General features: G+C 67.8%; 14 protein-coding genes and 1 pseudogene. 8 read left to right on the top strand and 7 right to left on the bottom strand.

Annotated features, from left to right (window positions below; genetic code table 11):
- Positions 1–208, bottom strand: a pseudogene (locus A5645_RS26720) (phosphatase PAP2 family protein); the annotation flags it as partial.
- Positions 209–307: 99 nt separating this feature from the next.
- Here A5645_RS26720 and A5645_RS00830 point away from each other — a divergent pair.
- From A5645_RS00830 to A5645_RS00795, 8 genes are all read left to right on the top strand, one after another.
- Positions 308–1222, top strand: a complete 915-nt coding sequence (locus A5645_RS00830) for a decaprenyl-phosphate phosphoribosyltransferase (protein WP_065036846.1) — start codon at positions 308–310, stop codon at positions 1220–1222.
- A 31-nt stretch (positions 1223–1253) separates the two neighbouring features.
- Positions 1254–3188 carry a terminal beta-(1->2)-arabinofuranosyltransferase gene (gene aftB / locus A5645_RS00825; RefSeq protein ID WP_065036847.1) on the top strand — a complete coding sequence of 645 codons (1935 nt, stop codon included), beginning with the start codon at positions 1254–1256 and terminating at the stop codon, positions 3186–3188.
- 373 nt (positions 3189–3561) lie between these two features.
- A complete protein-coding gene (gene ag85A / locus A5645_RS00820) occupies positions 3562–4611 on the top strand; it encodes a diacylglycerol acyltransferase/mycolyltransferase Ag85A (protein WP_065036845.1) in 1050 nt (349 codons plus the stop codon).
- Positions 4612–4772: 161 nt separating this feature from the next.
- A complete protein-coding gene (locus A5645_RS00815) occupies positions 4773–5684 on the top strand; it encodes an esterase family protein (RefSeq protein ID WP_081288088.1) in 912 nt (303 codons plus the stop codon).
- Between the two features lie 168 nt (positions 5685–5852).
- Positions 5853–6863, top strand: coding sequence for a carboxylesterase Culp6 (culp6, locus tag A5645_RS00810; RefSeq protein WP_065036843.1), 1011 nt, complete (start codon positions 5853–5855; stop codon positions 6861–6863).
- A gap of 268 nt (positions 6864–7131) precedes the next feature.
- Positions 7132–9018, top strand: a complete 1887-nt coding sequence (gene fadD32, locus A5645_RS00805; protein ID WP_065036842.1) for a long-chain-fatty-acid--AMP ligase FadD32 — start codon at positions 7132–7134, stop codon at positions 9016–9018.
- A 34-nt stretch (positions 9019–9052) separates the two neighbouring features.
- Positions 9053–14410, top strand: coding sequence for a polyketide synthase Pks13 (pks13, locus tag A5645_RS00800; protein ID WP_065128148.1), 5358 nt, complete (start codon positions 9053–9055; stop codon positions 14408–14410).
- A 7-nt stretch (positions 14411–14417) separates the two neighbouring features.
- Positions 14418–15998 carry an acyl-CoA carboxylase subunit beta gene (locus A5645_RS00795; protein ID WP_065033874.1) on the top strand — a complete coding sequence of 527 codons (1581 nt, stop codon included), beginning with the start codon at positions 14418–14420 and terminating at the stop codon, positions 15996–15998.
- A 108-nt stretch (positions 15999–16106) separates the two neighbouring features.
- Here the strand turns inward: A5645_RS00795 and A5645_RS00790 are convergent, their stop codons facing one another.
- From A5645_RS00790 to A5645_RS00765, 6 genes are all read right to left on the bottom strand, one after another.
- Positions 16107–16382, bottom strand: coding sequence for a hypothetical protein (locus tag A5645_RS00790; protein WP_065128147.1), 276 nt, complete (start codon positions 16380–16382; stop codon positions 16107–16109).
- Between the two features lie 70 nt (positions 16383–16452).
- Positions 16453–18237, bottom strand: coding sequence for an acyl-CoA dehydrogenase family protein (locus A5645_RS00785; RefSeq protein WP_065128146.1), 1785 nt, complete (start codon positions 18235–18237; stop codon positions 16453–16455).
- 35 nt (positions 18238–18272) lie between these two features.
- Complete coding sequence (locus tag A5645_RS00780; RefSeq protein WP_231122946.1) at positions 18273–18734, bottom strand: hypothetical protein; 462 nt, start codon at positions 18732–18734, stop codon at positions 18273–18275.
- 252 nt (positions 18735–18986) lie between these two features.
- Entirely contained in the window at positions 18987–19856 is an 870-nt protein-coding gene (locus A5645_RS00775) for an SGNH/GDSL hydrolase family protein (RefSeq protein ID WP_081288086.1), read from the bottom strand.
- Between the two features lie 11 nt (positions 19857–19867).
- On the bottom strand, positions 19868–23113 hold the full coding sequence (gene embB / locus A5645_RS00770) for an arabinosyltransferase EmbB (protein WP_065128145.1): 3246 nt from the start codon (positions 23111–23113) through the stop codon (positions 19868–19870).
- Positions 23110–26430 (bottom strand): arabinosyltransferase domain-containing protein, encoded by a 3321-nt coding sequence (locus A5645_RS00765; protein WP_065128144.1) that lies wholly within the window; start codon positions 26428–26430, stop codon positions 23110–23112. The genes embB and A5645_RS00765 overlap by 4 nt, the downstream gene beginning before the upstream one ends.
- Positions 26431–26509 lie beyond the last annotated feature (79 nt).

Below are 26509 nucleotides of genomic sequence, written 5' to 3'. Positions count from 1 at the left end.
CCCGAACGGCTAGTCCGGCGACCGCGGCGCCGAGCGCGACACCCGCGGCCACGTCGCTCGGATAGTGCACGCCCAGCAGTATTCGCGACAGCGCCATCGGTGGGACCAACAGCACGGGCAGCGGCAAACCGGTCACCCGGCCGAGCAGGATCGCCGCGGCTGTCGTCGAAGTGGCGTGCGCCGAAGGGAAGCTGAGCCGGCTGGGCGTGCACTATCCGAGCGACGTGGCCGCGGGTGTCGCGCTCGGCGCCGCGGTCGCCGGACTAGCCGTTCGGGCGGACAGCTCGGTTCGAAAGAGGTGGGTGTGATGAGCGACGACGCGACGAAGGTTGCTGGACCGCCGGGGAACCTGGTCGCCGGGGTGATCAAGGCGATCCGCCCGCGGCAGTGGGTGAAGAACGTGCTGGTGCTCGCCGCGCCGTTGGCCGCGTTGGGCGGTCCCGACCCCTACGACTACAAGAAGTTGGCGTTCCAGGTCACCGTGGCGTTCGTGGTGTTCAGCCTCGCCGCCTCGGCGGTGTACCTGGTTAACGACGTGCGTGACGTCGAAGCGGACCGCGAACATCCCACCAAGAGGTTCCGGCCGATCGCGGCCGGTGTCGTACCCGAATGGCTGGCGTACGCGTTGGCGGTGGCCCTAGGCGCCGGTTCGCTGGTGCTGGCCTTCTGGCTGACGCCGAATCTGGCCGTGGTGATGGCCGTCTATCTGGGCATGCAGCTGGGCTACTGTTTCGGCCTCAAACACCAAGCGGTGATGGACATCTGCATCGTGTCGTCGGCATATCTGATCCGCGCCATCGCGGGCGGTGCTGCCACGAACATCTATCTGTCCAAATGGTTCCTGTTGACGGCGGCATTCGGGTCGCTGTTCATGGTGGCCGGCAAGCGCTACGCCGAGCTGCAACTGGCCGAGCGCACCGGCGCCGCCATCCGCAAGTCGCTGGAGAGCTACACCAGCACCTACCTGCGCTTCGTGTGGACGTTGTCGGCCACCGCGGTGGTGTTGTGCTACGGACTGTGGGCCTTCGAACGCGACGGCCGCAACGGATCCTGGTTCGCGGTGTCGATGATTCCGTTCACCATCGCGATCCTGCGGTACGCGGTGGACGTCGACGGCGGGCTGGCCGGAGAGCCCGAGGACATCGCGCTGCGCGACCGGGTTCTGCAAATGCTGGCGCTGGCGTGGATCGCAACAGTTGGTGCTGCTGTTGCTTTCGGCTAGCGAAAAGTTCAAAGCGTTACAGCAGGCGGCGCTGGCGCGACGGTCGCCGGTGCGGCGGGTCAAATGGCCGGTCTTTCCCTTCGATCTCAGCGTTCGGGTGAGTTTGTGGGTCAGCGTTGCGGTGGTCGCCGTGCTGTTCGGGTGGGGCGCCTGGCAACGCCGCTGGATCGCCGACGACGGATTGATCGTGTTGCGCACGGTGCGAAACCTGTTGGCCGGCAACGGTCCGGTGTTCAATGCCGGCGAGCGGGTGGAGGCCAACACCTCTACGGTCTGGACCTATCTGCTGTACGTGGCCAGCTGGGTGGGCGGCCCGCTGCGCCTGGAATACGTGGCCCTGGCCGTTGCCCTGACGCTGTCCGTGCTGGGCGTGGTGCTGCTGATGCTGGGTACCGCCCGGTTGTTTGCCCCCAGCCTGCGTGGCCGCCGGGCGATCATGTTGCCGGCCGGAGCGCTGGTCTACATCGCCGTGCCGCCCGCCCGCGACTTCGCGACGTCTGGCCTGGAAAGTGGCCTGGTGATGGCCTATCTCGGGCTGCTGTGGTGGATGATGGTTTGCTGGGCGCAGCCGCTGCGGGTGCGTCCGGAGAGCCGGTGGTTCATCGTCGCGCTGGCCTTCGTCGCGGGCTGCAGCGTACTGGTGCGTCCGGAGCTGGCGCTGATCGGCGGGGCGGCGCTGGTCATGATGATGATCGCCGCGCGCAGCTGGCGACGGCGAGGCTTGATCGTGCTGGCCGGCGGCCTGTTGCCGGTGATCTACCAGATCTTCCGGATGGGCTACTACGGACTGTTGGTGCCGGGGACCGCGCTGGCCAAGGACGCCGCCGGAGACAAGTGGTCACAGGGCCTGATCTATCTGTCGAACTTCAATCGGCCCTACGCGCTGTGGGTGCCTGTCGTCCTGCTGGTGCCGTTGGGAATCGTGCTGATGGCGGCGCGGCGCAGGCCCTCGTTCATGCGCCCGGCACTCGCGCCCGATTACGGACGGGTGGCCCGCGCGGTGCAGAGTCCGGCCGCCGTGGTGATCTTCATGGTCGGCAGCGGCCTGCTGCAGGCGTTGTACTGGATCCGCCAGGGCGGCGACTTCATGCACGGCCGGGTGCTGCTGACGCCGTTGTTCTGTTTGCTGGCGCCGGTGGCGGTGATCCCGGTAGCGATTCCCGACGGCAAGGACTTCTCGCGCGAGACCGGCTACTGGTTGGCCGGCGCCGTCAGCGTGCTCTGGCTGGGTGTCGCCGGCTGGTCGTTGTGGGCGGCGAACTCGCCGGGCCTCGGCGACGACGCCACCCACGTCACCTACTCGGGGATCGTCGACGAGCGCCGCTTCTACGCCCAGGCCACCGGTCGCGCGCATCCGCTGACGGCCGCCGACTACCTCGACTACCCGCGCATGGCCGCCGTTCTGGTGGCCCTGAACAACACCCCGGACGGGGCGCTGCTGCTGCCGTCGGGCAATTACACCCAGTGGGACCTGGTGCCGATGATCCCGCCCGGCAGCTCGCCCGGTGTTCCGGCCACCCAAAAGCCGCAACACGCGGTGTTTTTCACCAACCTGGGCATGCTGGGCATGAACGTGGGCCTGGACGTCCGGGTACTGGATCAGATCGGGCTGGCCAATCCGCTGGCCGCGCACACCGAACGGCTCAAGCATGGCCGGATCGGCCACGACAAGAACCTGTTCGCGGACTGGGTGGTGGCCGACGGGCCGTGGGTGAAGTGGCCGCCGGGCATCCCCGCCTACCTCGATCAGCAGTGGGTGGCCGAGGCGGAGGCGGCGTTGCAGTGCCCCGGCACCCGCGCGGTGCTCAACTCGGTCCGGGCGCCGATGACGCCACGCCGGTTCCTGTCCAACCTGCTGCACTCGTTCGAGTTCACCCAGTACCGGATCGACCGGGTGCCGCGGTACGAACTCGCCCGCTGTGGACTGCCGGTTCCCCAAGTCCCGCCGTCCCCGCCGCGGGAGTGAGCACCGGGCGAAATCGGCGGCCGTTCGACGCATTTGCAAATATTTTTTCCGCGACGCGGTCCCGACACCGATTCTGGTACTGCCGTGAGACGGGCAGCAACATCACATCTGCCCTTCACCTGCGCGCACCCGACGTCGGGCACATGCGGAAACACCGATGCGAGACCCGCTTTCGGACTCGTAAACGGCGCCGGATCACGTCCGGATAACGCCGCCAGCGACCTCCTGGAGAAGAGCGGTTTGGGCATCGTGTGGTTGACTACACGAGCACTGCAGCGCCGCGTGCGTGCAGTCTGACCCAAATCGGGACGCGCCCTCCAAGCACAGCGATGCGCAAGGATGCGCCCAAAAGGATGAGGATGAGGAAGCAAGGATGAAGCTTGTTGACAGGTTTCGTGGCGCCCTGACGGGGATGCCGCGCCGTCTCGCTGTGGGAGCCGTCGGTGCGGCCCTGCTGGCGAGTCTGGTCGGTTTCGTCGGCGGCTCGGCGACTGCGAGTGCGTTCTCGCGTCCGGGCCTCCCGGTGGAATACCTGCAGGTGCCGTCGGCGGCAATGGGACGCAGCATCAAGATCCAGTTCCAGAGCGGTGGAGCCAACTCGCCCGCGCTGTACCTGCTCGACGGCATGCGTGCACAGGACGACTTCAACGGCTGGGACATCAACACCCCGGCGTTCGAGTGGTACAACCAGTCGGGCATCTCGGTGGTCATGCCCGTCGGCGGCCAGTCCAGCTTCTACAGCGACTGGTACAACCCGGCCTGCGGTAAGGCCGGCTGCACGACGTACAAGTGGGAGACCTTCCTGACCAGCGAGCTTCCGGCCTACCTGTCGAGCAACAAGCAGGTCAAGCCGACTGGCAGCGCTGCCGTCGGTCTGTCGATGGCCGGTTCGTCGGCGCTGATCCTGGCCGCCTACCACCCCGACCAGTTCGTCTACGCCGGCTCGCTGTCGGCGCTGCTGGACCCGTCCCAGGGCATGGGGCCGTCGCTGATCGGCCTGGCCATGGGTGACGCCGGTGGCTACAAGGCCTCCGACATGTGGGGCCCGAAGGAAGACCCGGCGTGGCAGCGCAACGACCCGTCGCTTCAGGTCAGCAGGCTGGTCGCGAACAACACCCGCATCTGGATCTACTGCGGTAACGGCAAGCCGTCGGACCTCGGTGGCGACAACCTGCCCGCCAAGTTCCTGGAAGGCTTCGTGCGGACCAGCAACATCAAGTTCCAGGACGCCTACAACGCGGCCGGTGGCCACAACGCGGTGTTCAACTTCGACGCCAACGGCACGCACGACTGGCCGTACTGGGGCTCGCAGCTGAACGCCATGAAGGGTGACCTGCAGAGCACGCTGGGTGCGACTCCGGGCGCCGGTCCCGCGACCGCCGCTCAGGTCGGGGTGAACCAGGGCACCGGCACTGGCACCTAAGCCGTCAGGCGTATGAACCGCTGCAAACGGCGGCGACCCACTCGGGTCGCCGCCGTTTGTTATCGGCTTGTCAGCTCCCCTTTATCCCGCCGATACAGGTGTGGTTAGCTACCTTGCGGGCAGGATGGTCGTGCGCGCAGCGAAACACCATGGAGGTGCACATGAGGGGTCTGTCAGTGCTGCTACGGCTGCTCGGCGTTGCCGTGCTGGCAGTCGCTTTCGCTGGGCTGGCGGCCGGGGGATCACTCGGGCTCGCGGGCCATGCCAAGGCGGCCCCGTACGAAACCCTGATGGTGCCCTCGGCGGCGATGGGCCGCGACATCCCGGTGGCGTTCCTGGCCGGCGGGCCGCACGCCGTGTACCTGCTGGACGCGGCCGACGCAGCGCCGGACGTCAGCAATTGGGTCACCGCGGGCAACGCGATGAACACGCTTGCCGGCAAGGGCATCTCGGTGGTGGCGCCGGCCGGTGGCGCCTTCAGCATGTACACCAACTGGGAGCAGGACGGCAGCAAGCAGTGGGACACGTTCCTGTCCAGCGAGCTGCCTGACTGGCTGGCTGCCAACCGTGGGCTGGCGCCCGGCGGGCACGGCGCGGTGGGCGCCTCGCAGGGCGGTTACGGCGCGATGGCGCTGGCGGCCTTCCACCCGGACCGCTTCGGCTTCGCCGGTTCCCTGTCCGGGTTCCTGTACCCGTCGGAAACGTTCACCAACGGCGCGATCCTGGCCGGGTTGCAGCAGTTCGGTGGTGTGGACGGCAACGGCATGTGGGGTGCTCCGCAGCTGGGCCGCTGGAAGTGGCATGACCCGTGGGTGCACGAAGCCCTGTTGGCGCAGAACAACACCCGGGTCTGGGTGTGGAGCCCGACCATGGGCGGTGCCAGCAATCCGGCCGCCATGCTCGGTGCTCAGGACGCGGCGATGGGCAACAGCCGCACGTTCTATCAGCATTACCGCGAGGTCGGTGGCCACAACGGCCACTTCGACTTCCCGGGCGGCGGTGACAACGGCTGGGGTGCGTGGGCCGGGCAGCTCGGCGCGATGTCCGGCGACATCGTCGGCGCGATTCGCTAGCCTTCCCCGATCCGACCTGATGCCGGCACCCTGAGGGCCGGCTGAGAATCCGCGGGAGTGCCCTGACGGGCCGGTACCGTGTATTGAGGTGAGTCAGGGCGCGAAGTGGCGCTCCCGCATCTTTGTGCAGACCACTTGCCCCCATCCGGACACTGTTAGCGGGAGAACATGGCCAACAACGCCCGTCGTAAACGCCACCGACGCCTGGCCTGGCTGGCGGCCGCCTCGCTGGCTTTGGTGGTCGCGCTGGTCATCATCGGCGGAGTGATGCTGTTGCGTCACCAGGACGTGCCGCCCAGCGCGGTGCCGCCGGGCGTGCTGCCGACGGGGCCCACGAGCTCCCACCCGAAGAAGCCGCGTCCGGCCTCCCAGGACGCGTCTTGCCCGGACGTGCAGTTGGTCTCCGTTCCCGGCACCTGGGAATCCTGGCCTACCGACGACCCGCTGAACCCGACGCAGTTCCCGCGGGCCCTGCTGCTCAACGTGACCGGGCCGATCAGCCAGCAGTTCGGCGGCGGCCGGGTGCAGAGCTACACCGTCCCCTACACCGCCCAGTTCCGGAATCCGCTGTCCGCTGATGGCCAGATGACCTACAACGACAGCCGCGCCGAGGGCACCCGCGCGACCGTCAAGGCGATCACCGACATGAACAACAAGTGCCCGCTGACGAGTTACGTGATCATCGGCTTCTCCCAGGGTGCGGTGATCGCCGGTGACGTCGCCAGCGACATCGGCAACGGGCGCGGTCCGGTGGACGAGGACCTGGTTCTGGGTGTGACGTTGATCGCTGACGGGCGGCGTGAAGAGGGGGTCGGCAACAACATTCCCCCGACGCCGCCGGGCGTGGGCGCCGAAATCACACTGCACGAGGTTCCCGTGCTCGCCGGCCTCGGCCTGACCATGACCGGGTCCCGGCCGGGGGGCTTCGGCGACCTCAACGGCCGCACCAACGAGATCTGTGCCGAAGGCGATCTGATCTGCGCCGCCCCGAAAGAGGCGTTCAGTCCCGCCAACCTTCCCACCACGCTGAATACGCTCGCTGGCGGCGCGGGACAGCCCATCCACGCGCTGTACGCCACGACGGACTTCTGGAGTTCGGACGGCCAGTCCGCTACCCAGTGGACGCTGAACTGGGCGCAGGGTGTGCTGGACAAGGCTCCGCATCCCAAGCACGGGTAGAGCTCAGTAGCTGGATTATCTAGCTGGGCTATTAGACACACCGCTCGTGCGGCGGTAAGTCACGCGATCAGGCGTACCTTGTGATTTGGTCTGCCGCTCGCGGCCCCTTAACATTAAGAGAAAATTAAGAGCATGTGGTTGACCCGGTTGGGTCGAAGTTGGCTGAGACACGCGCCGTGCGGAGACGGGCGCTGGTCGGGGCCAAGCCGCGCGTAGAACTTCCGTCGGCCGGGCCGACACCTAGAGAGCTTTTAACAGAGAGGGCGACATGGCGTACCACAACCCGTTCATCGTGAACGGAAAGATCAGGTTCCCGTCCAACACCAACCTGGTCCGGCACGTCGAGAAATGGGCGAAGGTGCGCGGCGACAAGCTGGCGTACCGGTTCCTGGACTTCTCCACCGAGCGCGACGGCATCGAGCGCGACATCCTCTGGTCGGAGTTCAGTGCCCGCAACCGCGCAGTCGGTGCCCGCCTGCAGCAGGTCACCCAGCCGGGTGACCGGATCGCCATCCTGTGCCCGCAGAACCTGGACTACATGGTCTCCTTCTTCGGCGCGCTGTACTCCGGCCGGATCGCGGTGCCGTTGTTCGACCCGTCCGAACCGGGCCACGTCGGCCGGTTGCACGCGGTGCTCGACGACTGCACGCCGTCGACCATCCTGACCACCACCGAATCCGCCGAGGGCGTGCGCAAGTTCATCCGGGCCCGGTCGGTCAAGGAACGACCCCGCGTGATCGCCGTCGACGCGGTGCCCAACGAGGTCGCCCAGACCTGGGTGGAGCCCGACGCCGACGAGAACACGATCGCCTACCTGCAGTACACCTCCGGATCCACCCGCACCCCGACCGGCGTGCAGATCACCCACCTGAACCTGCCGACCAACGTGCTGCAGGTGCTCAACGCGCTGGAGGGCGCCGAAGGCGACCGCGGGGTCAGCTGGCTGCCGTTCTTCCACGACATGGGGCTGATCACGGTGCTGCTGACGTCGGTCCTCGGCCAGAGCTTCACCTTTATGACCCCGGCCGCGTTCGTGCGCCGGCCCGGCCGCTGGATCCGTGAGTTGGCGCGCAAGCCGGGCGAGACCGGGGGCACCTTCTCCGCCGCCCCGAACTTCGCCTTCGAGCACGCCGCGGTGCGCGGCCTGCCCCGCGACGACGAGCCGCCACTGGACCTGAGCAACGTCAAGGGCATCCTCAACGGCAGCGAGCCGGTATCGCCGGCGTCCATGCGCAAGTTCTTCAAGGCTTTCGAGCCCTACGGTCTGCCCGAAACCGCGATCAAGCCCTCCTACGGGCTGGCCGAGGCGACGCTGTTCGTCTCGACCACCGCGCCCGATGCGACGCCGACCGTCATCCACGTCGACCGCGACGAGCTGAACAAGCAGCGGTTCGTGCAGGTGCCGGCTGACTCGCCCAAGGCAGTCGCGCAGGTTTCCGCCGGCAAGATCGGCGTCGACGAGTGGGCGGTCATCGTGGACCCGGACACCGCCAGCGAGTTGCCGGACGGGCAGATCGGTGAGATCTGGCTGCACGGCAACAATCTGGGTATCGGCTACTGGGGCAAGGAAGAGGAGACGGCCAACGTCTTCAAGAACATCCTCAAGTCGCGGATCAACCAGTCGCACGCCGAGGGAGCCCCCGACGACGGACTGTGGGTGCGCACCGGTGACTACGGCACCTACCACGACGGCCACCTCTATATCGCGGGCCGGATCAAGGACCTCGTCATCATCGACGGCCGCAACCACTACCCGCAGGACCTCGAGTACACCGCGCAGGAATCCACCAAGGCGCTGCGGGTGGGTTATGTGGCGGCGTTCTCGGTGCCGGCCAACCAGCTGCCGCAGAAGGTGTTCGACGACCCGCACGCCGGCCTGAAGTTCGACCCCGAGGACACCTCCGAGCAGTTGGTGATCGTCGGGGAGCGGGCGGCCGGTACGCACAAGCTCGAGTACCAGCCGATCGCCGACGACATCCGCGCGGCCATCGCCGTCGGGCACGGGGTGACCGTGCGCGACGTGCTGCTGGTCCAGGCCGGCTCCATTCCCCGGACCTCCAGCGGCAAGATCGGCCGGCGCGCCTGCCGCGCGGCCTACATCGACGGCAGCCTGCGCAGTGGCGTCGGCTCGCCGACGGCGTTCGCCAACAACTGAGCGCAGAACCAAAGCGCAGAACCAAAGGTAGTCAATGTCTGACATCAGCGATTCCCAGGAGAACCTGCCCGCCAAAAAGACGGAGACGGAGATGACCGTCCCGGAGATGCGGCAATGGCTGCGCAACTGGGTCGGCAAGGCGGTCGGGAAGTCTCCCGACGACATCGACGAGTCGGTGCCCATGGTCGAACTCGGCCTGGCCTCGCGCGATGCGGTGGCGATGGCGGCCGACATCGAGGACCTGACCGGGGTCACCCTGTCGGTCGCGGTCGCGTTCCAGCACCCGACCATCGAGTCGCTCGCCACCCGCATCATCGAGGGCGAGCCGGAAACTGACGACGACGACTCCGATGGTCTGGATTGGACCCGCAACGGCCCTGCCGAGCGGGTCGACATCGCGATCGTCGGCCTGTCCACCCGTTTCCCGGGCGACATGAACTCCCCCGAGGAGACCTGGCAGGCGCTGATGGAGGGTCGGGACGCGATCACCGACCTGCCCGAGGGGCGCTGGTCGGAATTCCTCGAGGAGCCCCGACTGGCCGAGCGGGTGGCCAAGGCCCGCACCCGCGGCGGGTACCTGAAGGACATCAAGGGCTTTGACTCCGAGTTCTTCGCGGTGGCCAAGACCGAAGCCGACAACATCGACCCGCAGCAGCGGATGGCGCTGGAGCTGACTTGGGAGGCGCTCGAGCACGCCCGCATTCCGGCGTCCAGCCTGCGCGGTGAGTCGGTCGGCGTGTTCGTCGGCGTCACCAACAACGACTATGGTTTCCTGGCGATCTCCGACCCGACCGTCGCGCACCCCTACGCGATCACGGGTAACTCGGGCGCGGTCATCGCCAACCGGGTGTCCTACTTCTACGACTTCCGCGGGCCGTCGGTCATGGTCGACACCGCGTGCTCGAGTTCCCTGGTGGCGATGCACCAGGCAGTGCAGGCGCTACGCAACGGCGAGGCCGACGTGGCGATCGCCGGCGGCGTTAATGCCCTGGTGACGCCGGCCGTCACGCTCGGCTTCGACGAGATCGGCGCGGTGCTGGCACCGGACGGCCGGATCAAGTCGTTCTCCGCCGACGCCGACGGCTACACCCGCTCGGAGGGCGCCGGCATGGTGGTGCTCAAGCGGGTCGACGACGCCCGCCGCGACGGCGACCAGATCCTGGCCGTCATCGCCGGCAGCGCGGTCAACCACGACGGCCGTTCCAACGGCCTGATCGCCCCCAACCAGGACGCGCAGGCCGACGTGTTGCGCCGGGCCTACAAGGACGCCGGCATCGACCCGCGCACCGTCGATTACATCGAGGCGCACGGCACCGGCACCATCCTGGGTGACCCGATCGAGGCCGAGGCGCTGGGCCGCGTCATCGGCAAGGGCCGTCCGGCCGATCGGCCCGCGCTGTTGGGCGCGATCAAGACCAATATCGGGCACCTGGAATCGGCCGCGGGTGTGGCCAGCATGGCCAAGGTGGTGCTGGCGCTGCAGCACAACAAGCTGCCACCGTCGATCAACTTCGCCGGCCCGAGCCCCTACATCGACTTCGAGGCCACGCGCTTGAAGGTGATCGACCAGCCCGCCGACTGGCCGCGCTACGGCGGCTATGCGCTGGCCGGTGTGTCCAGCTTCGGCTTTGGCGGCGCCAACGCGCACTTGGTGGTTCGCGAGGTCTTGCCTCGTGACGTGGTGGAAAAGGAGGAGCGGGAGCCCGAGGCCTCACCGCAGGCCGCGGTGGTGTCGGCCGGCGGGGACCTGGCTGAGGGTCAGGGTCACTCGCTGCGCTTCGACGAGTACGGCGAAATCATCACCGACGACGCGCCCGTGACCGTCGCCGAGGACGAGCCGGAACTGCCCGGCATCACCGAAGAGGCGCTGGCGCTCAAGGCGGCGGCGTTGGAAGAGCTTGCCACGCAGGAGCTTCCGGCCCCGGTAATCCCGTTGGCGGTGTCGGCGTTCCTGACCTCGCGCAAGAAGGCCGCCGCCGCCGAGTTGGCGGACTGGATGGAGAGTCCCGAGGGCCAGGCCTCGTCTTTGGAGTCGATCGGTAGGTCGCTGTCGCGGCGCAACCACGGCCGTTCCCGCGCGGTGGTGCTGGCCCGCGACCATGAGGAGGCCATCAAGGGCCTGCGCGCGATCGCCGAAGGCAAGCAACGGCCCAACGTCTTCAGCGCCGACGGGCCGGTGACCAACGGCCCGGTGTGGGTGCTGGCCGGATTCGGTGCGCAGCACCGCAAGATGGGCAAGAGCCTGTATCTGCGCAACGAGGTGTTCGCCGAGTGGATCGAGAAGGTCGACGCGCTGATCCAGGACGAGCTGGGTTACTCGGTGCTCGAGCTGATCCTGGACGACTCGCAGGACTACGGCATCGAGACCACGCAGGTCACCATCTTCGCGATCCAGATCGCGCTGGGCGAGTTGCTCAAGCACCACGGCGCCAAGCCCGCGGCGGTCGTCGGGCAGTCGCTGGGCGAGGCCGCATCGGCGTACTTCGCCGGCGGCCTGTCGTTGCACGACGCCACCCGCACCATCTGCTCGCGCTCGCACCTGATGGGCGAGGGCGAGGCGATGCTGTTCGGTGAGTACATCCGGTTGATGGCGCTGGTGGAGTACTCCGCCGACGAGATCAAGACGGTGTTCTCCGACTTCCCCGACCTGGAGGTGTGCGTCTACGCCGCACCCACCCAGACCGTGATCGGCGGCCCGCCCGACCAGGTGGACGCGATCATCGCCAGGGCGGAATCCGAGGGCAAGTTCGCTCGCAAGTTCCAGACCAAGGGCGCCAGCCACACCCAGCAGATGGATCCGCTACTCGGTGAGCTCGCCGCCGAACTGCAGGGCATCAAGCCGATGAGCCCCACGTGCGGCATCTACTCGACCGTGCACGAAGGCAGCTACATCAAGCCCGGCAGCGACCCGATCCACGACGTGGACTACTGGAAGAAGGGTCTGCGGCACAGCGTCTACTTCACCCACGGCATCCGTAACGCGGTGGACAGCGGGCACACCACCTTCCTCGAGCTCGCGCCCAATCCGGTGGCGCTGATGCAGGTGGGGCTGACCACGGCGTCGGCCGGTCTGCACGACGCGCAGCTGATCCCGACGCTGGCCCGCAAGCAGGACGAGGTCGAGTCGATGGTCTCGGCAATGGCCCAGCTCTACGTGCACGGCCACGACCTCGATGTGCGCACGCTGTTCGCCCGCGCCAACGGGCCCGAGGATTACGCGAACATTCCGCCGACCCGGTTCAAGCGCAAAAAGCACTGGCTGCCCGTGCACTTCTCCGGCGATGCGTCGGTGATGATTCCCGGCAACCATGTCGCGCTGCCGGACGGCAGGCACGTCTGGGAGTACGCGCCGCGGGACGGCCAGGCCGACCTGGTCGCGTTAGTGAAGGCGGCCGCCACTCAGGTGCTGCCGGACGCCACGTTGACGGCCGCCGAACAACGTGCGGTGCCCGGCGAAGGCGCGCGGTTGGTGACGACACTGACGCGTCATCCCGGCGGCGCCTCGGTGCAGGTGCACGCCCGCATCGAGGAGTCGTTCACCCTCGTCTACGACGCGCTGGTGACCCGGGGCGGCACCGAGTCGGTGCTGCCGGCGGCGGTCGGCGCGGGCACGGCGGTCGCCGTTTCGGCGGCCAGCCCAGTGACCGAGACGGCGGGGCCCGCGGTTGAGGAGAACGATGCCGCCGAGACGCTCACCGACAGCCTGACCAACCGGTACCTGCCTTCGACCGTGGGCCGGTGGACGCCGGATTCCGGCGAGACCATCGCCGAGCGGTTGGGCACCATCGTGGCCGCGGCCATGGGCTACGAGCCCGAGGACCTGCCATGGGAGGTCCCGCTGATCGAGCTCGGCCTGGACTCGCTGATGGCGGTGCGGATCAAGAACCGCGTCGAGTACGACTTCGACCTGCCGCCGATCCAGCTGACCGCGGTGCGCGACGCCAACCTGTATGCCGTCGAGAAGCTGATCGAGTACGCGATCGAGCACCGCGACGAGGTGCAGCAGTTGCACGAGTATCAGAAGACGCAGACGACCGAGGAGATCGCGCGGGCACAGGCCGAAATGCTCAGCGGCGCATCGCCGGCCAGCCTGGTGGCGCCGGCTCCGGACCCGCAGGCCGAGCCGCAGACGCAGGCGGCACCGCCGCCGCCGTCGGACGTGCCGATTCCGCCGCCGCCGACCAACCCGCTGGGCCCGTCGGGCGCCAACGGCAACGGCAGCGGCACCGGCGACAAGGCGCCGGATCTGAAGGGTGCCGCCGAGGCGCTCAACCAGGAGGCGGTCGCCCAAGCGCTCAACTCTGACGTGCCGCCGCGTGACGCCGCCGAACGGGTCACGTTCGCGACCTGGGCGATTGTCACGGGCAAGTCGGCCGGCGGGATCTTCAACCTGCTGCCGAAGCTGGACGAGGCCACGGCGGAGAAGATGGCGCAGCGGCTGTCCGAGCGGGCTGAGGGACCGATCACCGCCGAGGACGTGCTGAGCTCGCCGAACATCGAAGCACTGGCCGACAAGGTCCGCGAGTACCTGGAGGCCGGCGTTATCGACGGGTTCGTCCGCACGCTGCGGGCGCGTCCGGAGGGCAGCTCCCGGCCCCCCGTGTTCGTCTTCCATCCGGCCGGCGGATCGACCGTCGTGTACGAGCCGCTGCTCAAGCGGCTGCCGCCCGACGTGCCGATGTACGGCTTCGAGCGGGTCGAGGGATCTATCGAGGAGCGGGCCGCGCAGTACGTGCCGAAGCTCATCGAGATGCAGGGCGACGGCCCTTACATCCTGGCCGGCTGGTCGCTGGGCGGGGTGCTGGCCTACGCCTGCGCGATCGGGCTGAAGCGCGAGGGCAAGGACGTCCGGTGGGTCGGACTGATCGACGCGGTGCGTGCCGGCGAGGAGATCCCGCAGACCAAGGAAGAGATTCGCAAGCGGTGGGACCGCTACGCGAAGTTCGCCGAGAAGACGTTCAACGTCACGATTCCGGAGATCCCGTACGAGCACCTGGAGACCCTCGACGACGAGGGCCAGGTCCGGTTCGTGCTGGACGCCGTCAGCCAGAGCGGGGTGCAGATCCCGGCCGGGATCATCGAGCACCAACGCACGTCGTACCTGGACAACCGCGCGATCGACACCGCCGAGATCCAGCCTTTCGATGGGCATGTCACGCTCTACATGGCCGATCGATACCATGACGACGCGATCATGTTCGAGCCGCGGTATGCCATCCGCAAGCCGGATGGCGGCTGGGGCGAGTACGTTTCCGACCTCGAGGTCGTGCCGATCGGTGGCGAGCACATCCAGGCCATCGACGAGCCGATCATCGCCAAGGTCGGCGAACACATGAGCCGTGCGCTGGACAAGATCTCGGGTGAGCCGGACAGAGTGGAACAGGTGAGGTAGGCGACTAGTGACGGAATTAGCTCCAGATCCAGCTCCCGTCGTTCATTCGACAGCCGAGAAGCTGGCCGAGCTGCGTGCTCGTCTGGAGCTGGCCAAGGAGCCCGGCGGCGAGAAGGCGGCAGCCAAACGCGAGAAAAAGGGCATCCCCAGCGCGCGGGCCCGCGTCCATGCGCTCGTCGACCCCGGCACGTTCTTCGAGATCGGCGCGCTGTGCAAGACCCCCGGTGACCCCAACGCGCTCTACGGCGACGGGGTGGTCACCGGGCACGCGCTGATCGACGGCCGTCCGGTGGGGGTGTTCTCGCACGACCAGACCGTGTTCCAGGGCACCGTCGGCGAGATGTTCGGCCGCAAGGTCGCCAGGCTGATGGAGTGGTGCGCGATGGTCGGCTGCCCGATCATCGGCATCCAGGACTCCGGCGGCGCCCGTATCCAGGACGCGGTCACCTCGCTCGCCTGGTACGCCGAATTGGGTCAACGCCACGAGGCGCTGTCCGGCGTGGTGCCGCAGATCTCCCTGATCTTCGGCAAATGCGCCGGCGGAGCGGTGTATTCGCCGATCCAGGACGACCTGCTGGTATCGGTGCGCGACCAGGGCTACTTCTTCGTCACCGGCCCCGACGTGATCCGTGAGGTCACCGGCGAGGACGTCACCCTCGACGAGCTCGGCGGCTCCGATGCGCAGGCCCGCTACGGGAACATCCACCAGGTGGTGAACTCCGAAGCCGAGGCGTTTCAATACGTACGCGAGTTCCTGTCGTTCCTCCCGTCCAACTGCTTCGGCACGCCGCCGGTCATCAATCCCGGGCTGGAGCCGGAGATCACCCCGACCGACCTGGAACTCGACACGATCGTGCCGGACTCCGACAACGCGGCCTACGACATGCACGAGATCCTGCTGCGCATTTTCGACGACGGGGATTTCCTGGACGTCGCCCCGCAGCACGGGCCGGCCATCATCACCGGCTACGCCCGGGTGGACGGGCGGCCGGTGGGCGTGATCGCCAACCAGCCCATGCACATGTCCGGCGCGATCGACAACGAGGCTTCCGACAAGGCGGCGCGGTTTATCAGGTTCTGCGATTCCTTCCAGATCCCGTTGGTGTTCGTGGTGGACACGCCCGGGTTCCTGCCCGGCGCCGAGGAGGAGAAGCGGGGCATCATCAAGCGCGGCGGGCGGTTCCTGTACTCCGTCGTCGAGGCCGACGTGCCCAAGGTTACGATCACCATCCGCAAGTCCTACGGCGGCGCGTACGCCGTGATGGGCTCGCGGCAATTGACCGCCGACTTCAACTTCGCGTGGCCCACCGCGCGCATCGCGGTGATCGGCGCGGAGGGGGCCGCGCAGCTGCTGATGAAGCGGTTCCCCGACCCCACCACGCCCGAGGCGCAGCAGATCAAGAAGGACTTCATCGAGGGCTACAACCTCAACATGGCGATTCCGTGGACCGCCGCCGAGCGCGGGTTCATCGACGCGGTGGTCGACCCGCACGAGACCCGCCTGCTGCTGCGCCGTTCGCTGCATATCCTGCGGGACAAGCAGAACTGGGCGCGGCTGGCGCGTAAGCACGGCCTGATTCCGATCTAGCGTTGGTGGCGCTCGCGAGTTGGCTGGGGCGGCGGGTTGTCAGCCGCGCCGAGTGTGCAAACGGCGACGCAACACGCCGGTGCATCGTCGGGAAACGCACACTCGATCTCAACCCGCCGGTTCTACAAACGTGATTCGCTGTCCCGCGACCGCGTAGGTGAACCGAACCGGGGTCTGGTGCTGCAGGCTCTGTTGCAGCATCGCGTGCCACGCGGTGAAATTCGGCTCATTGCGTTCCAGGAAGTAGATCGCCGCGAGGTGACCGAAGGCCACCCGCACCGCGGCATCCGGATCGGTATCCCATAGCTGGACCACGACTTGCACCTCCGGCTGTGAGTCGGCGGCGGCCTCGCCCGGTGCGTGGCAGATCAGCGCAAACAGCATTAGTAGCAGCGTCACCGTAGTCCGGCGAGCAGACGCAAAAGTCCCTGATTTGACCATGATTCGGGTGCTTTTATGTCTGCTCGCCGAGAGTTAGCGACCCGGCGGCCAGGTCGTCGAAGCGTTCCAGCGCTTCGTCGGCTTCGGCGTCGATCCCGCGCAGCGGCCCATGGTCGGCCAGGTACCGCCGCGCGTAGAGCCGCGCGACCAATGCCTTGCGCTCGCCCCCGCGGGCCTCCCGCTCCCACGCCGCCTGCTCGGTGAGCAGCGCACCGGCGTACACGTCGCCCATGAACTGGGCCAGGGGGAAAAGACGCGCCTCGGCGACCGGCCCGTCGAGCTTCTGCCAGGCCGTGACGGCCGCGTCCAGATCTTCGATCCGATCTGCCACCAGGCGGGTCGTCTCGTCGTCGTCGGAGACGGACACCGCGTCGCGCATCCGGCCCAGCAGCGCCTCATGGGCCTGGGTCTGCACGATGCCGCGCCGCACATCCAGGCACAAAATGTTGTCCGGCCCCTCCCAGATGGTGTTCACCTGCCCGTCGCGCAATAGCCTTGCCACTGGCCAGGTTTCGATATAGCCATTGCCGCCGTGGATCTCGATCGCGTCGGACGCCGCGGTAATGCCCAGCCGGGCGACCTTGAGCTTGGTGACCGGGACGGCAATGCGCTGCCGCACACCCCGCGGCTGACGGTGGTTCTTCGCGCCGGTGCCGTCGAAGACCAGCGCCTGCGCCGCTTCGACGTCGACGATCAGCTCTGCGAGCTTGCGTCGCATCAGCGGCTTGTCGATCAGCGCACCGCCGAACGCCTGCCGCTGCCGGGCGTAGCACAACGACTCGACCAGAGCGCGGCGCGCGTTGGCGAGCCCGAACAGCGCGATTCCCAACCGCGCCGCGTTGGTCAGCTCCATCATCCGGCCCAAGCCCTTCCCGTCGGACGGACCCGAGTCACCCGACGGTTCACCGGACAGCAGAAAAGCTTCCGCGTCGACGAACTCGACCTCGCCGGAGGCGACCGACCGGGTACCGAGTTTGTCCTTCAGCCGGCGCACCCGCACCCCGTTGCGGGACCCGTCGCGGCGGGTGCGGAGCACCAGGAAGTTGGCGACGCCGCGGCTAGAGTCCGGCGCCCCTTCCGGCTTGGCCAGCACGACGAACGCCTCGCCCGCGCAGTTGGACGCGAACCATTTGAAGCCGTTCAGCAGCCATGCGTCACCCACCCGCCGCGCGGTCGTCTCGAGCGCGCCCAGATCCGACCCGCCGGTCCGCTCGGTAAGCAGCTGCGCCGTTTCGCCGGCCCACTCACCGGAGTCGAACTTGGCCAGCACGTGGTCGCGCACGTCCGGCGGTGCGTAGGCGGCCACCAGCGACTGGACCATGCCGCCGCCGGTTCCCAACGCGCAACCCATCCCGATGTCGGCCTGGTTGAGCAGATAGTTCGACGCGAACATCGCCAGCGACGAGCGGAAGCCCGCGCCGCGCGCCGCGTCGCGCAACTTCTGCTGCGCGTCCAGCACGGCGCGTTTGGACTGGGTGAACGACGGCGGCATGACGACCCGGCTGACGTCGTGCCCCCAGCGGTCATAGCGTTCCAGCTGTGGCGGGTTGCGGTCGGTCTCCTCGGCCCAGCGCGCCACCGGCCCGCCCATCAGTGCTCCGATGTCGGTAAGCGCGGGTTCGACCACCGCCAGCTCCTCGGGCGTCAAGTAGTACGCCATGGTGAACTGCAGGGTGGGGTCGGTCAGATACCAGTTCAATCCTGTTGCACCGGAGTAGTTTTCGGTGCGGTAACGCTCCGACTTCGCCGGTGTGGAGAACGGCAGCCGATCGACGGCCTCGAGGTCGTACTCGGTCATGCCGCGACGGTATTACATATCGGCGGTGTTTCGGGTCAGACCGGCGACACGTACTCCGAGGTGTAGAACTCTGCCGGCGCCTGGTTGTTGGGGTGGGGCGACGCGACGAACACCCAAACGCCCGTGGCGCCCTGCCGCAAGGGGGCCGTGATGGTCACGTTCGCCACCCCCGCGCCGTCGGTGTCCAGGCCGGTGAAGGTGGTGCCCGGGTCGCCCGGACCGCAGGTTTCCGACGACGGCCGCGGCATCTGAATGAGGCCGATGTCGTAGTGGGCTCCAGGACTGTTCGAGATCACCATGTTCACGTCGGCGACAACCGTCGACCCGGACGTATGGATATTGGCTACGCCACGCCCAGCCGAGGTCCGCGGTACCTGGGTCCAGGTCTGGACGGCGCTGAAATCGCATCTGCGCAAGACCGAGTTGATCGGTACCGGTGAGTTCGCGGTGGCGATACCGGCCCCCAATGTCACGGTCGAGGCAGCCACAACCACCATTGACGTAGCGGAAAATCCTAAGCGAGTCAGCGTGTGCATCTGCCCACCCATTCCTATTCGGCCGATTTCCTGGCCCGATATATTGACACAATTCGCGAAATCGAAACTGCAACCAAAAATTGACAACTATGCAAATTGGGCAGGCGCTGTGAGCGGTGCCGCAACAAAGACGTTTTGCTCTCAGCGGCAAAGGTTTTCGCGACTACGAGCCACCGACGGCCCGGCCATCGCTGCGCACAAGCAATGGCAGGCTTAGCGGTTCTCGGATAGCACCAGATAGTCGGTCAACGCATTGCCGACGGCGATGGCGCCCAACGCGGTGGGATGCAGGGGCACGCTGTCGTTCTCGGTGATATAGCCCGAGACGTATCTGTCGGCCGCCGGGGCGCACATGTCATGTCCCTCGGACAGCGACCGGGTGTCGAAGAACTCGATTCCTTTTTCGGCGGCGAGTTGTATTTGCCGGTCGTCGAGTTCGTCGACCTTGGCCTGCAAGTAGTTGGCGTCGGGCGGCAGCAGCGGTTGCTCGGGGAAACAGCCGCCCGGCCGAACGAAGGTGCCGTAGCCCACCATGATGATCCTGGCCCTGGGGGCCGCGGCGCGGAGTTGGTCGATCATGGTGGCCCACACGGGCAACTGCGCGGCGATGGTAGTGGACAGCCGGTCCTCGTTGTCGGCGAGGAATTTGGTGCTGCACGGCTTCGGGTCGGCACCTTTGACCTCGCAGGACTCCGCGTCGCCGGCCAGGCCGACGTCGTTGGCGCCGATGGTGATCGTGATCAGGTCCGTAGGCGGGCCGATCATGTCGAGCTGCCGGGGGATCAACCCGTGGTCGGTTCGCTGCTCGCGGTTGACGACGTCATCGGTCGTCGCTCCGCTGCAGGTGACGTCGTGAAACGCGGACGCGGCGAGGCGCCGGGCCAGCACGGCGGGGTAGTTGTTGGTCGACCGGTGGCAGCCGCGCGGCGCCGCCGGCTCCGGCACGCCTGGAGCGGCCGCGAAAGAGTCACCCATGGCGACGTAGTTCGGCCGCGCGACCGCGCCCGGACCGGCCGGCGGCGTCGTGGCACATCCGGCGCACGCGACGACCAGCAGGGCGATGCCCAGGCGTGTCGGGGACATGCCATCCAGTGTTACGGCCCGATGCGGATCTTGCCCGGCGACCACAGGCCGCTGCGCGTCGCCTCACCCAGGTCCAGTCGCGCGGGGGGCGCGTCGACCAGGGTCTCGAACTTGCGCAGCGAGCCCCAGTCGCGGGCCCAGTCGCGGGACAGGTAGGTGGCCATCACGTGGGCGCGCAGCAACAAATCGGTGATACCGAGCAGACCGCCGTTCTTGCCGTCTTCCCACGTGTCGGTGTCCAGCTTCTTGGCCGAGTAGTCCGGCGTGATGCGGAACCGCGGAATCTCGGTCACCCCGTTGGTGTGCAGCATCGGCTGCTGGCACGGGAAGGCCAGCCCGACCGCCCAGTCCAGCAGGACCGGCTGCGTCGAACCGACGTACTCCTGCAGGGAGCGCAACTCCGGTACTCGCGGCGGGGTGATCGCGATCCAATCCTCCGGGGTCAGCGACAGGTCTTCGGCGACCACCCGGACCGCGACGGCGTCGGCCGGCATCTTGTCCCGGGCGAACCGCAGGTTGCGCCACGCCTTGGGCTGCTCGCCGTACAGGTCGTCGGGCACCAGCCGTCCCGCGGGCACCAGCGCGCCGGGGGTGGGCCTGGCGTACTCGAGGACCACGGTCTGCCCGGCCGTGTAGTGGTGCAGCACGCTGTTGCCGGCGATCTTGCCGGCCGCCGTCACAACCACCAGCGGGTGCCCGTCGTCCGGCTTGGGCAGCAGGTACCACGCCGAGGCGAGTTTGCTCTGCTGCTGCGCGCCGCTGGTGTAGGTGCCCGCCAGCGGCACCCGCGCCGGGTCGAGCTGGTAGGGGAGCGGCACCCTGGAACCATTGACGCCCGTTGTTTCCGTTTTGGCCGGGGCATCCCAGTCGTAGTCGGTGCCGGGCTGGTTGGGCTTCATCACGATCGCCTCGGCGACGGTGTGCTCCGGCACGCCATTGGGTGAGAAGCCGACCGGGTCGGTGCCGCCGAGCGGGCCGAGCGGACCGTAATCACCGGGCAGCGGTGTCATGAAGCCGGCGTTGGTGTCCGGTTCGACGAGCACGTCGTCGGCGAGCCCACAGCCGCCGGCGAAGGCCCGGATGTTCGACCAGCCGTTGGAGTAGGTCGGGTACTGCCGCACGATCCCAATGCCCATCGATGCGACGAACACCAGCGCCATGAACCCGGCCGCCAGCGCGACGGGCGCCTTCGTCAGGGCACGGACCACCCGGCCTTCACCGCTGCCCCACGGCGCGAAGTGCAACCAGGCGGCGTAGATCGCGGCGATCACGAACAGCGCGAAAAACATTGTGCTGACCGAGATTCCGGCGATCTTGGGCATCGTGCTGTTGAACGGCACGCCGTAGCTGGAGACGTACCACCAGCCGTTGGTGGTCGCGAAACACAACGCCAGCATGAAGAACACCGCCGCCAGGAAGGCCATCCGGTTGCGCGACCAGCGCAGCACCGATGGCGACACCAGCACCGTCGTCAGCGCGGCCATCGCGGCCCCCACCGCGGCGAACAGACCGAAGTGGTGCACCCACTTGGTCGGGGTGAACATCAGGAAGAACATGGTGCCGAAGATGATGCCCATCAGCCGCCAGGCCGGACCGCGGGCCACACCGGGAATCCGCTTGCGCCGCAACATGATGAACACCGCAGTGAACAGGCACAGCGCGGTGATCAGGAACCCGAACCGGCGCGACAGCGAGCCGTCGACCGTGGGCAGGATCAGGTAGTAGTAGCGCAGGTTCTCGGTGTACCAGGCCTGGCTCGGCCCGATCTTGCCTCGAACCCTGGTGGCTTCCAACACACTTGCCAGCGTCTGGTCGGCGAACACCACTGTCAGGATGATCGTCCCCGCCGCCAGCATCGGCGACAGCAACGGCAACGTGCCCCCGACCATCCGGCGGCGTTTGACCAGAATGCGCAGCAGCGGACGGCCGGCGGCCACCAGCGCCGCCACCGCGATCAGTCCGGTGGGCTGCACACCGAGGGTGAACGCCGCGGTGATGATCGCCAGCGCCGCCGGTGTCAGGCGGCTGTACCGCATCGATCGTTCGATCAGCACATAGGTGACCAGCGATCCGAGCGCGATGATCCCCTCGGGCCGCAGCCCGTTGTCGAACGGCATCCACGCGGTCAGCAGCACCATCGCCGCGGCCCAGTTGGCGGGTTTGCTGGCGGTGACCGCGGGTCCCAGTCGGGGCAGCACCTCGCGCGACAACAACAGCCAGCACACCAGCCCGGCGAACAGGTCGGGCAGGCGCATCCAGATGCTGGCGTCGCTGACGTGGGTCATCAGCGCCAGCAGGTTGTAGTACCAGCCGAACGGGTCTTCCGGGCTGCCGAACCAGCGGAAGTAATTGGACATGTAGCCGGCGCGGTCGGCGACGCGGGCCATGCCCAGTATGTAGCCATCGTCGGAAGAGTTGGCGCCGATGACATGCCAGAGCAGGAAGGCGAAGATCACCACGCCATCGAGCAAGGTGAGGGTGCGCCAGTTGGCCGGAATCCAGCGGCGCATTCGGTGCCCGTCCAGCTGGTCGAGGCGCCACAGCGCGATCAGCGCAACGAGGGTGGACACGATCGCCCCGACGATGGCCAGCAACTTGAGCGTGGTCGGAGTGGTGGAGAAGCGGCTGTCGATGGTCGCCGACATGCTCAGCTTGGGTGGCGCCGGCCCGGTGAGGTCGGTGAAGACGCCGACGATCTGCGGACGCAGGTTCGGGTCGGGGAACCCGCTGCGCAGTGGTCCGCCGCCGGGATCCTTGAGACCGACGAAGGTGGCGAACGTGCCGGCGTGCGTCGAGCTGATGTCGATGTACTCACACTGCGGCGAGGCCACCAGGTCGCGGGGCACCGACAGGATCACCACGTTGCGATCGGTCACGTCCACGCGCTGCGCGCTGACCACCACGAAAAGGGCGTTGAGATTGGCGTCCTTGCCCTGTTTGGGTGCGGTGCCCAGCACCACTCCGCCCGTCGGCGGCATCTCGCGCACGATGCCACACGGCACGGTCGCCTTGAAGTCCACCGGGGTCAGCGAGATCAGCGGCGAAGTGACGCTGTTGAGCTGGCCGTCCTGCGGCCAGTTCAGCATTGCGGTGGTCTGGACCACCGGCAGCAGTGGCGTGGCGACCGACAACACGAAACCGAGCAACCCGGCGATGGTCGCCACCCAGCGGGTGATTTTTTCCCCGCGAGCAGACGCGAAAGCACCCGAATTCGCCGGATTCGGGGTGCTTTCGCGTCTGCTCGCGCTCAAAGTCATGGGAGGGCCCTAATCGGTCCTTGCCGGCTCCAGCCGGGCACAGTGGTCACGCCCTGCTGGACGACGGCGTCGGGTGCGCGGTCGGTCGGGACCAGGCGGTGGTACTGCTCCACCGAACCCCAGTCGCGGTACCAGTCACCGCTGAGGTACGTCGAGATCGTCGACGTCCACAGCAACCCCTGAGTGAACATGAACGGCCCGCCGGTCGACGCCGCCTGCCACAGGTTCGACGACACCGCGGTCTGCTTGTGGTCGGGCAAAATCCGATAGTCCGGCAGTTCGGCGATGCCCAGGTGCTCAGCGAACGGGCGCTGGCACGGGAAGTTGGCCGCCGTCGCGATGTCCATCAGCACCGGGGTCCGCGAGCCGATCAACTGCTGCAGCGATTCCAGCTCCGGCACCCGCGGTGGCGTGAACGCGAACCACTGCTCGGAGCTCAGGTTCGGGTCGTAGGCGACGATGCGTGCCACGTTGGCTTCCGGTGGCGCCAAGGTCAGCGGGAACCGCAGATTGCGCCAGGCCGGTTGCGGACCGAGGTCGATCGGGAACACCTCGCCCAGCGGCGTGAAGTTGCCGTCCGGCCGGGAGACGCCCCACTGCAGCTTGAGCGACTGGCCGTACATGAAGTCGCCGTCCTCTTTATAGGACCAGATCGCGCCCGCGGCCGAAACCACCACCAGCGGCCGGTCGGGCCGGCGCGGCGGCAGCTGGTACCAGGCGGAGGTGGCCCGGGCCGCCAGGTTGTTCTCGCCGTAGCTGCCCATCACCGGGGTGCGGGCGGGATCCAGTCCGAACGGCAGGAACGCGTGTGACCCGTTGACGCCGACGGGCCCCTTGCCGCCCGCGGTACCGGCGGAGTCGGTGATGGCGGCGTTGGGCTTGTTGGGCGAGGCGTCGGAATTGACGACGCCGGGCTTGCTGACCACCGGGTCCGATTTGAGGTCGTCGCCGACGCCTTCGGGCTTGAAGCCGAGCGGGCTGACGCCGCCGAGTGGCCCGTCGGGACCGAACTGCTGCCCTGGCACCGGCTGCAGCATTCCGGCGTTGGGATCGGGCTCGGCCAGCACGTCGTCGGCCATGGCACAGCTGGTCGGTGACAGGCCCGACGTCAGGGCGGCCAAGTTGGCCTTGCCGGTGGTGTAGAGCGGATAGCGGAAGACCGCGCCCTTGGCCAGCGAGCCGACTTCACCCAGGACCATGATCACCGCCACCACCAGCAGCGGCGCCGACGCCAGCACACGGTTGCGCCGGTTGTTCTTGACCTCGGTGTGCCCGGCGTAGTCCATCCGGAAGTGGTACCAGGCGGCCAGCAGGCCGCTCAGGATCGAGAGCGTCAGGAACATCGAGGTGACCGGATGGCTGGCGACGACCGGCTGGATGTCGTACCAGGGGACGCCGTAGTTGCCGACGTAGAACCACCCGTTGATGCCGGAAGTGGCCCAGGCGAGGACGAACAACAGCGCGGTGACGTATAGCGCGAGGTTGCGTCGGCTGTGCAGGCCGATCCGCGCGACGGTGAACGCGGTAACGGCGCCCAGCGCGCCGGCCAGGCTGGCGAACGCACCGAACTGGATGGCCCACTTGGTTGGGGTGAAGTGCAACAGCAGCAGGCCGATCGCGGTGGTGCCCAGCAGCCGCCAGGCCGGTCCGGTGGCCAGCCCGGCCACCCGGCCGCGGCGCAGCAGCACGAACAGCATCCCGAACATGCACAGCAGCAGCACCAGCACCGCGAACCGCCGCGCCATCGAACCGTCCGCATTGCTCTCGACGGTGAGGAAGTAGTACCGCAGGAAGTCCTGGTACCAGGCGATCGTCGGGCCGACCTTGTACTTGATGCGGGCCGACTCGGCGGCGGTGGCCAGCGTCTGCGAGCGGAACACGACAACGGTGATCAGCGACAGCGACGCCGCCAGCACCACAAGCGGCGCCAGCAGGCCGTCGGTGGTTCGGCGCCGCCGGACGATCTGCGCGATCGCGCGGGCGCCGGTCAACAATGCTGCGACGGCGATCAGTCCCTGCGGCGCGAGCGTGGCGGTCAGCGCGGCGACGATGATCGCCAACGTGGCCGGTGCGAGCCGGCCGAGTGCGATCGAGCGCTCCACCAGGATCCAGGTGAGCAGCACGCCCAGGGCGATCAGCGGCTCGGGCCGCAGCCCGTTGTTGAACGGCAGCCATGCGGCGACGAACACCGCGCCGGCGGTGTACAGCGCGACCCTGTTACCGGCCAGGCCGCCCCGGCCCGGCCCGAGTCGGCGCAACACGCAGTGGCTGATCAGCAGCCAGCAGCCGATACCGGCCAGCAGGGCGGGCAGCCGCATCCACACCCCGGCGCTGCTCACCGCCGCCAACTTGGACAGCAGGCTGAAGTACCAGTCGAACGGCGCGTTCGTGGTGCCGAAGTAGCGGTAGTAGTCGACGATGTATCCGGCCTTGGGAGCCACCCGGGCGACGGTGAGGTTGTAACCGTCGTCAGATGTGGTGGCGCCGATGATGTGCCAGAGCAGCAGCGTCGCGATGACCGCGGCGTCGGCGAGCCTGGTCGCCAGGCCCGCGTGCGGCCCGCGGCGCAACCGCGGGCGGTAGCGGGCCAGCAGCGTCATCGGGGAACGCCAGTTGCGCAGCGAGTCACCGCGGCTGAGGCGGTCCAGCGCGGCGAGCGCGAGGATGGCGGAAAGGACCGCGAGTGCGCCGAGACCCATGGCCAGCGACTTCAGCGTGGTGGGCGCGAGGATGAATCGGGTATCGACGTCGACGCGTGCCGACAGGTCGGGCTGCGCCGGCACCTTCAGGTCGGTGAAGATCCCGCCGACCTGGGGCTTCTTCTCGGGCACCAGCTTGCCGGCGGCCCCGGGGAGTCCGATGAAGTCGGCACCCGCGCCGCCGGCGTCGGCCCAGATGTGCAACCGCTGGCAGCCACCCGCCGCGATCGCCGGGCGCGGCGCGACCGCGGCCACCGTGTCGCGGAAGGCGACGACGACCGTGTCCTTGTTGGCGCGCACGAACAGCCCGTGCTTGCCGGTCTCGAAGCCGTCGGTCGGCAGGGTCGAGACCACCAGCCCACCGTTGGCGGGCAGGGTCGCGATCGCGGAACAGGGGATGGAGATGTCCAGTGCCTGCGGCGCCCCGGACACCAGCGGGGCCGTGATCTGGGTGATGTTGCCGTCGGCGCCGGTGCCCTGCGGCCACACAATGGTGGCGGTGGTCTGCCGCACCGGCAACAACGGGACCAGCAGGCATAACACCAGTCCGGCGATTCCCGAGACGACGGCTATCAGCCGGGCGATCCGGTGGGATCGCTCATTACCGTCGGGGGACACGATGGTCGATCGTAGGCGACGCGATTAAGTGACTATTGGATGCGGGGCCGGGGAAAGGCCCCGCCGCGTGTAACGATCA

Origin of the sequence: Mycobacterium asiaticum, assembly GCF_001673635.1 — a bacterium.
Taxonomy (GTDB): domain Bacteria; phylum Actinomycetota; class Actinomycetes; order Mycobacteriales; family Mycobacteriaceae; genus Mycobacterium; species Mycobacterium asiaticum_C.
The sequence above is the reverse complement of the archived record's forward strand: the minus strand, read 5'-3'. Positions and strand labels throughout refer to the sequence as shown.

Bases quoted from the DNA above. Each gene is read 5' to 3' on its own strand.
- culp6 (WP_065036843.1), top strand. From the start codon at position 5,853: ATGGCCAACAACGCCCGTCGTAAACGCCACCGACGCCTGGCCTGGCTG.
- embB (WP_065128145.1), bottom strand. From the start codon at position 23,113: ATGACTTTGAGCGCGAGCAGACGCGAAAGCACCCCGAATCCGGCGAAT.
- pks13 (WP_065128148.1), top strand. From the start codon at position 9,053: ATGTCTGACATCAGCGATTCCCAGGAGAACCTGCCCGCCAAAAAGACG.
- A5645_RS00815 (WP_081288088.1), top strand. From the start codon at position 4,773: ATGAGGGGTCTGTCAGTGCTGCTACGGCTGCTCGGCGTTGCCGTGCTG.
- A5645_RS00790 (WP_065128147.1), bottom strand. From the start codon at position 16,382: ATGCTGTTTGCGCTGATCTGCCACGCACCGGGCGAGGCCGCCGCCGAC.
- A5645_RS00830 (WP_065036846.1), top strand. From the start codon at position 308: ATGAGCGACGACGCGACGAAGGTTGCTGGACCGCCGGGGAACCTGGTC.
- A5645_RS00785 (WP_065128146.1), bottom strand. From the start codon at position 18,237: ATGACCGAGTACGACCTCGAGGCCGTCGATCGGCTGCCGTTCTCCACA.
- A5645_RS00775 (WP_081288086.1), bottom strand. From the start codon at position 19,856: ATGTCCCCGACACGCCTGGGCATCGCCCTGCTGGTCGTCGCGTGCGCC.
- A5645_RS00780 (WP_231122946.1), bottom strand. From the start codon at position 18,734: ATGGTGGTTGTGGCTGCCTCGACCGTGACATTGGGGGCCGGTATCGCC.
- ag85A (WP_065036845.1), top strand. From the start codon at position 3,562: ATGAAGCTTGTTGACAGGTTTCGTGGCGCCCTGACGGGGATGCCGCGC.
- fadD32 (WP_065036842.1), top strand. From the start codon at position 7,132: ATGGCGTACCACAACCCGTTCATCGTGAACGGAAAGATCAGGTTCCCG.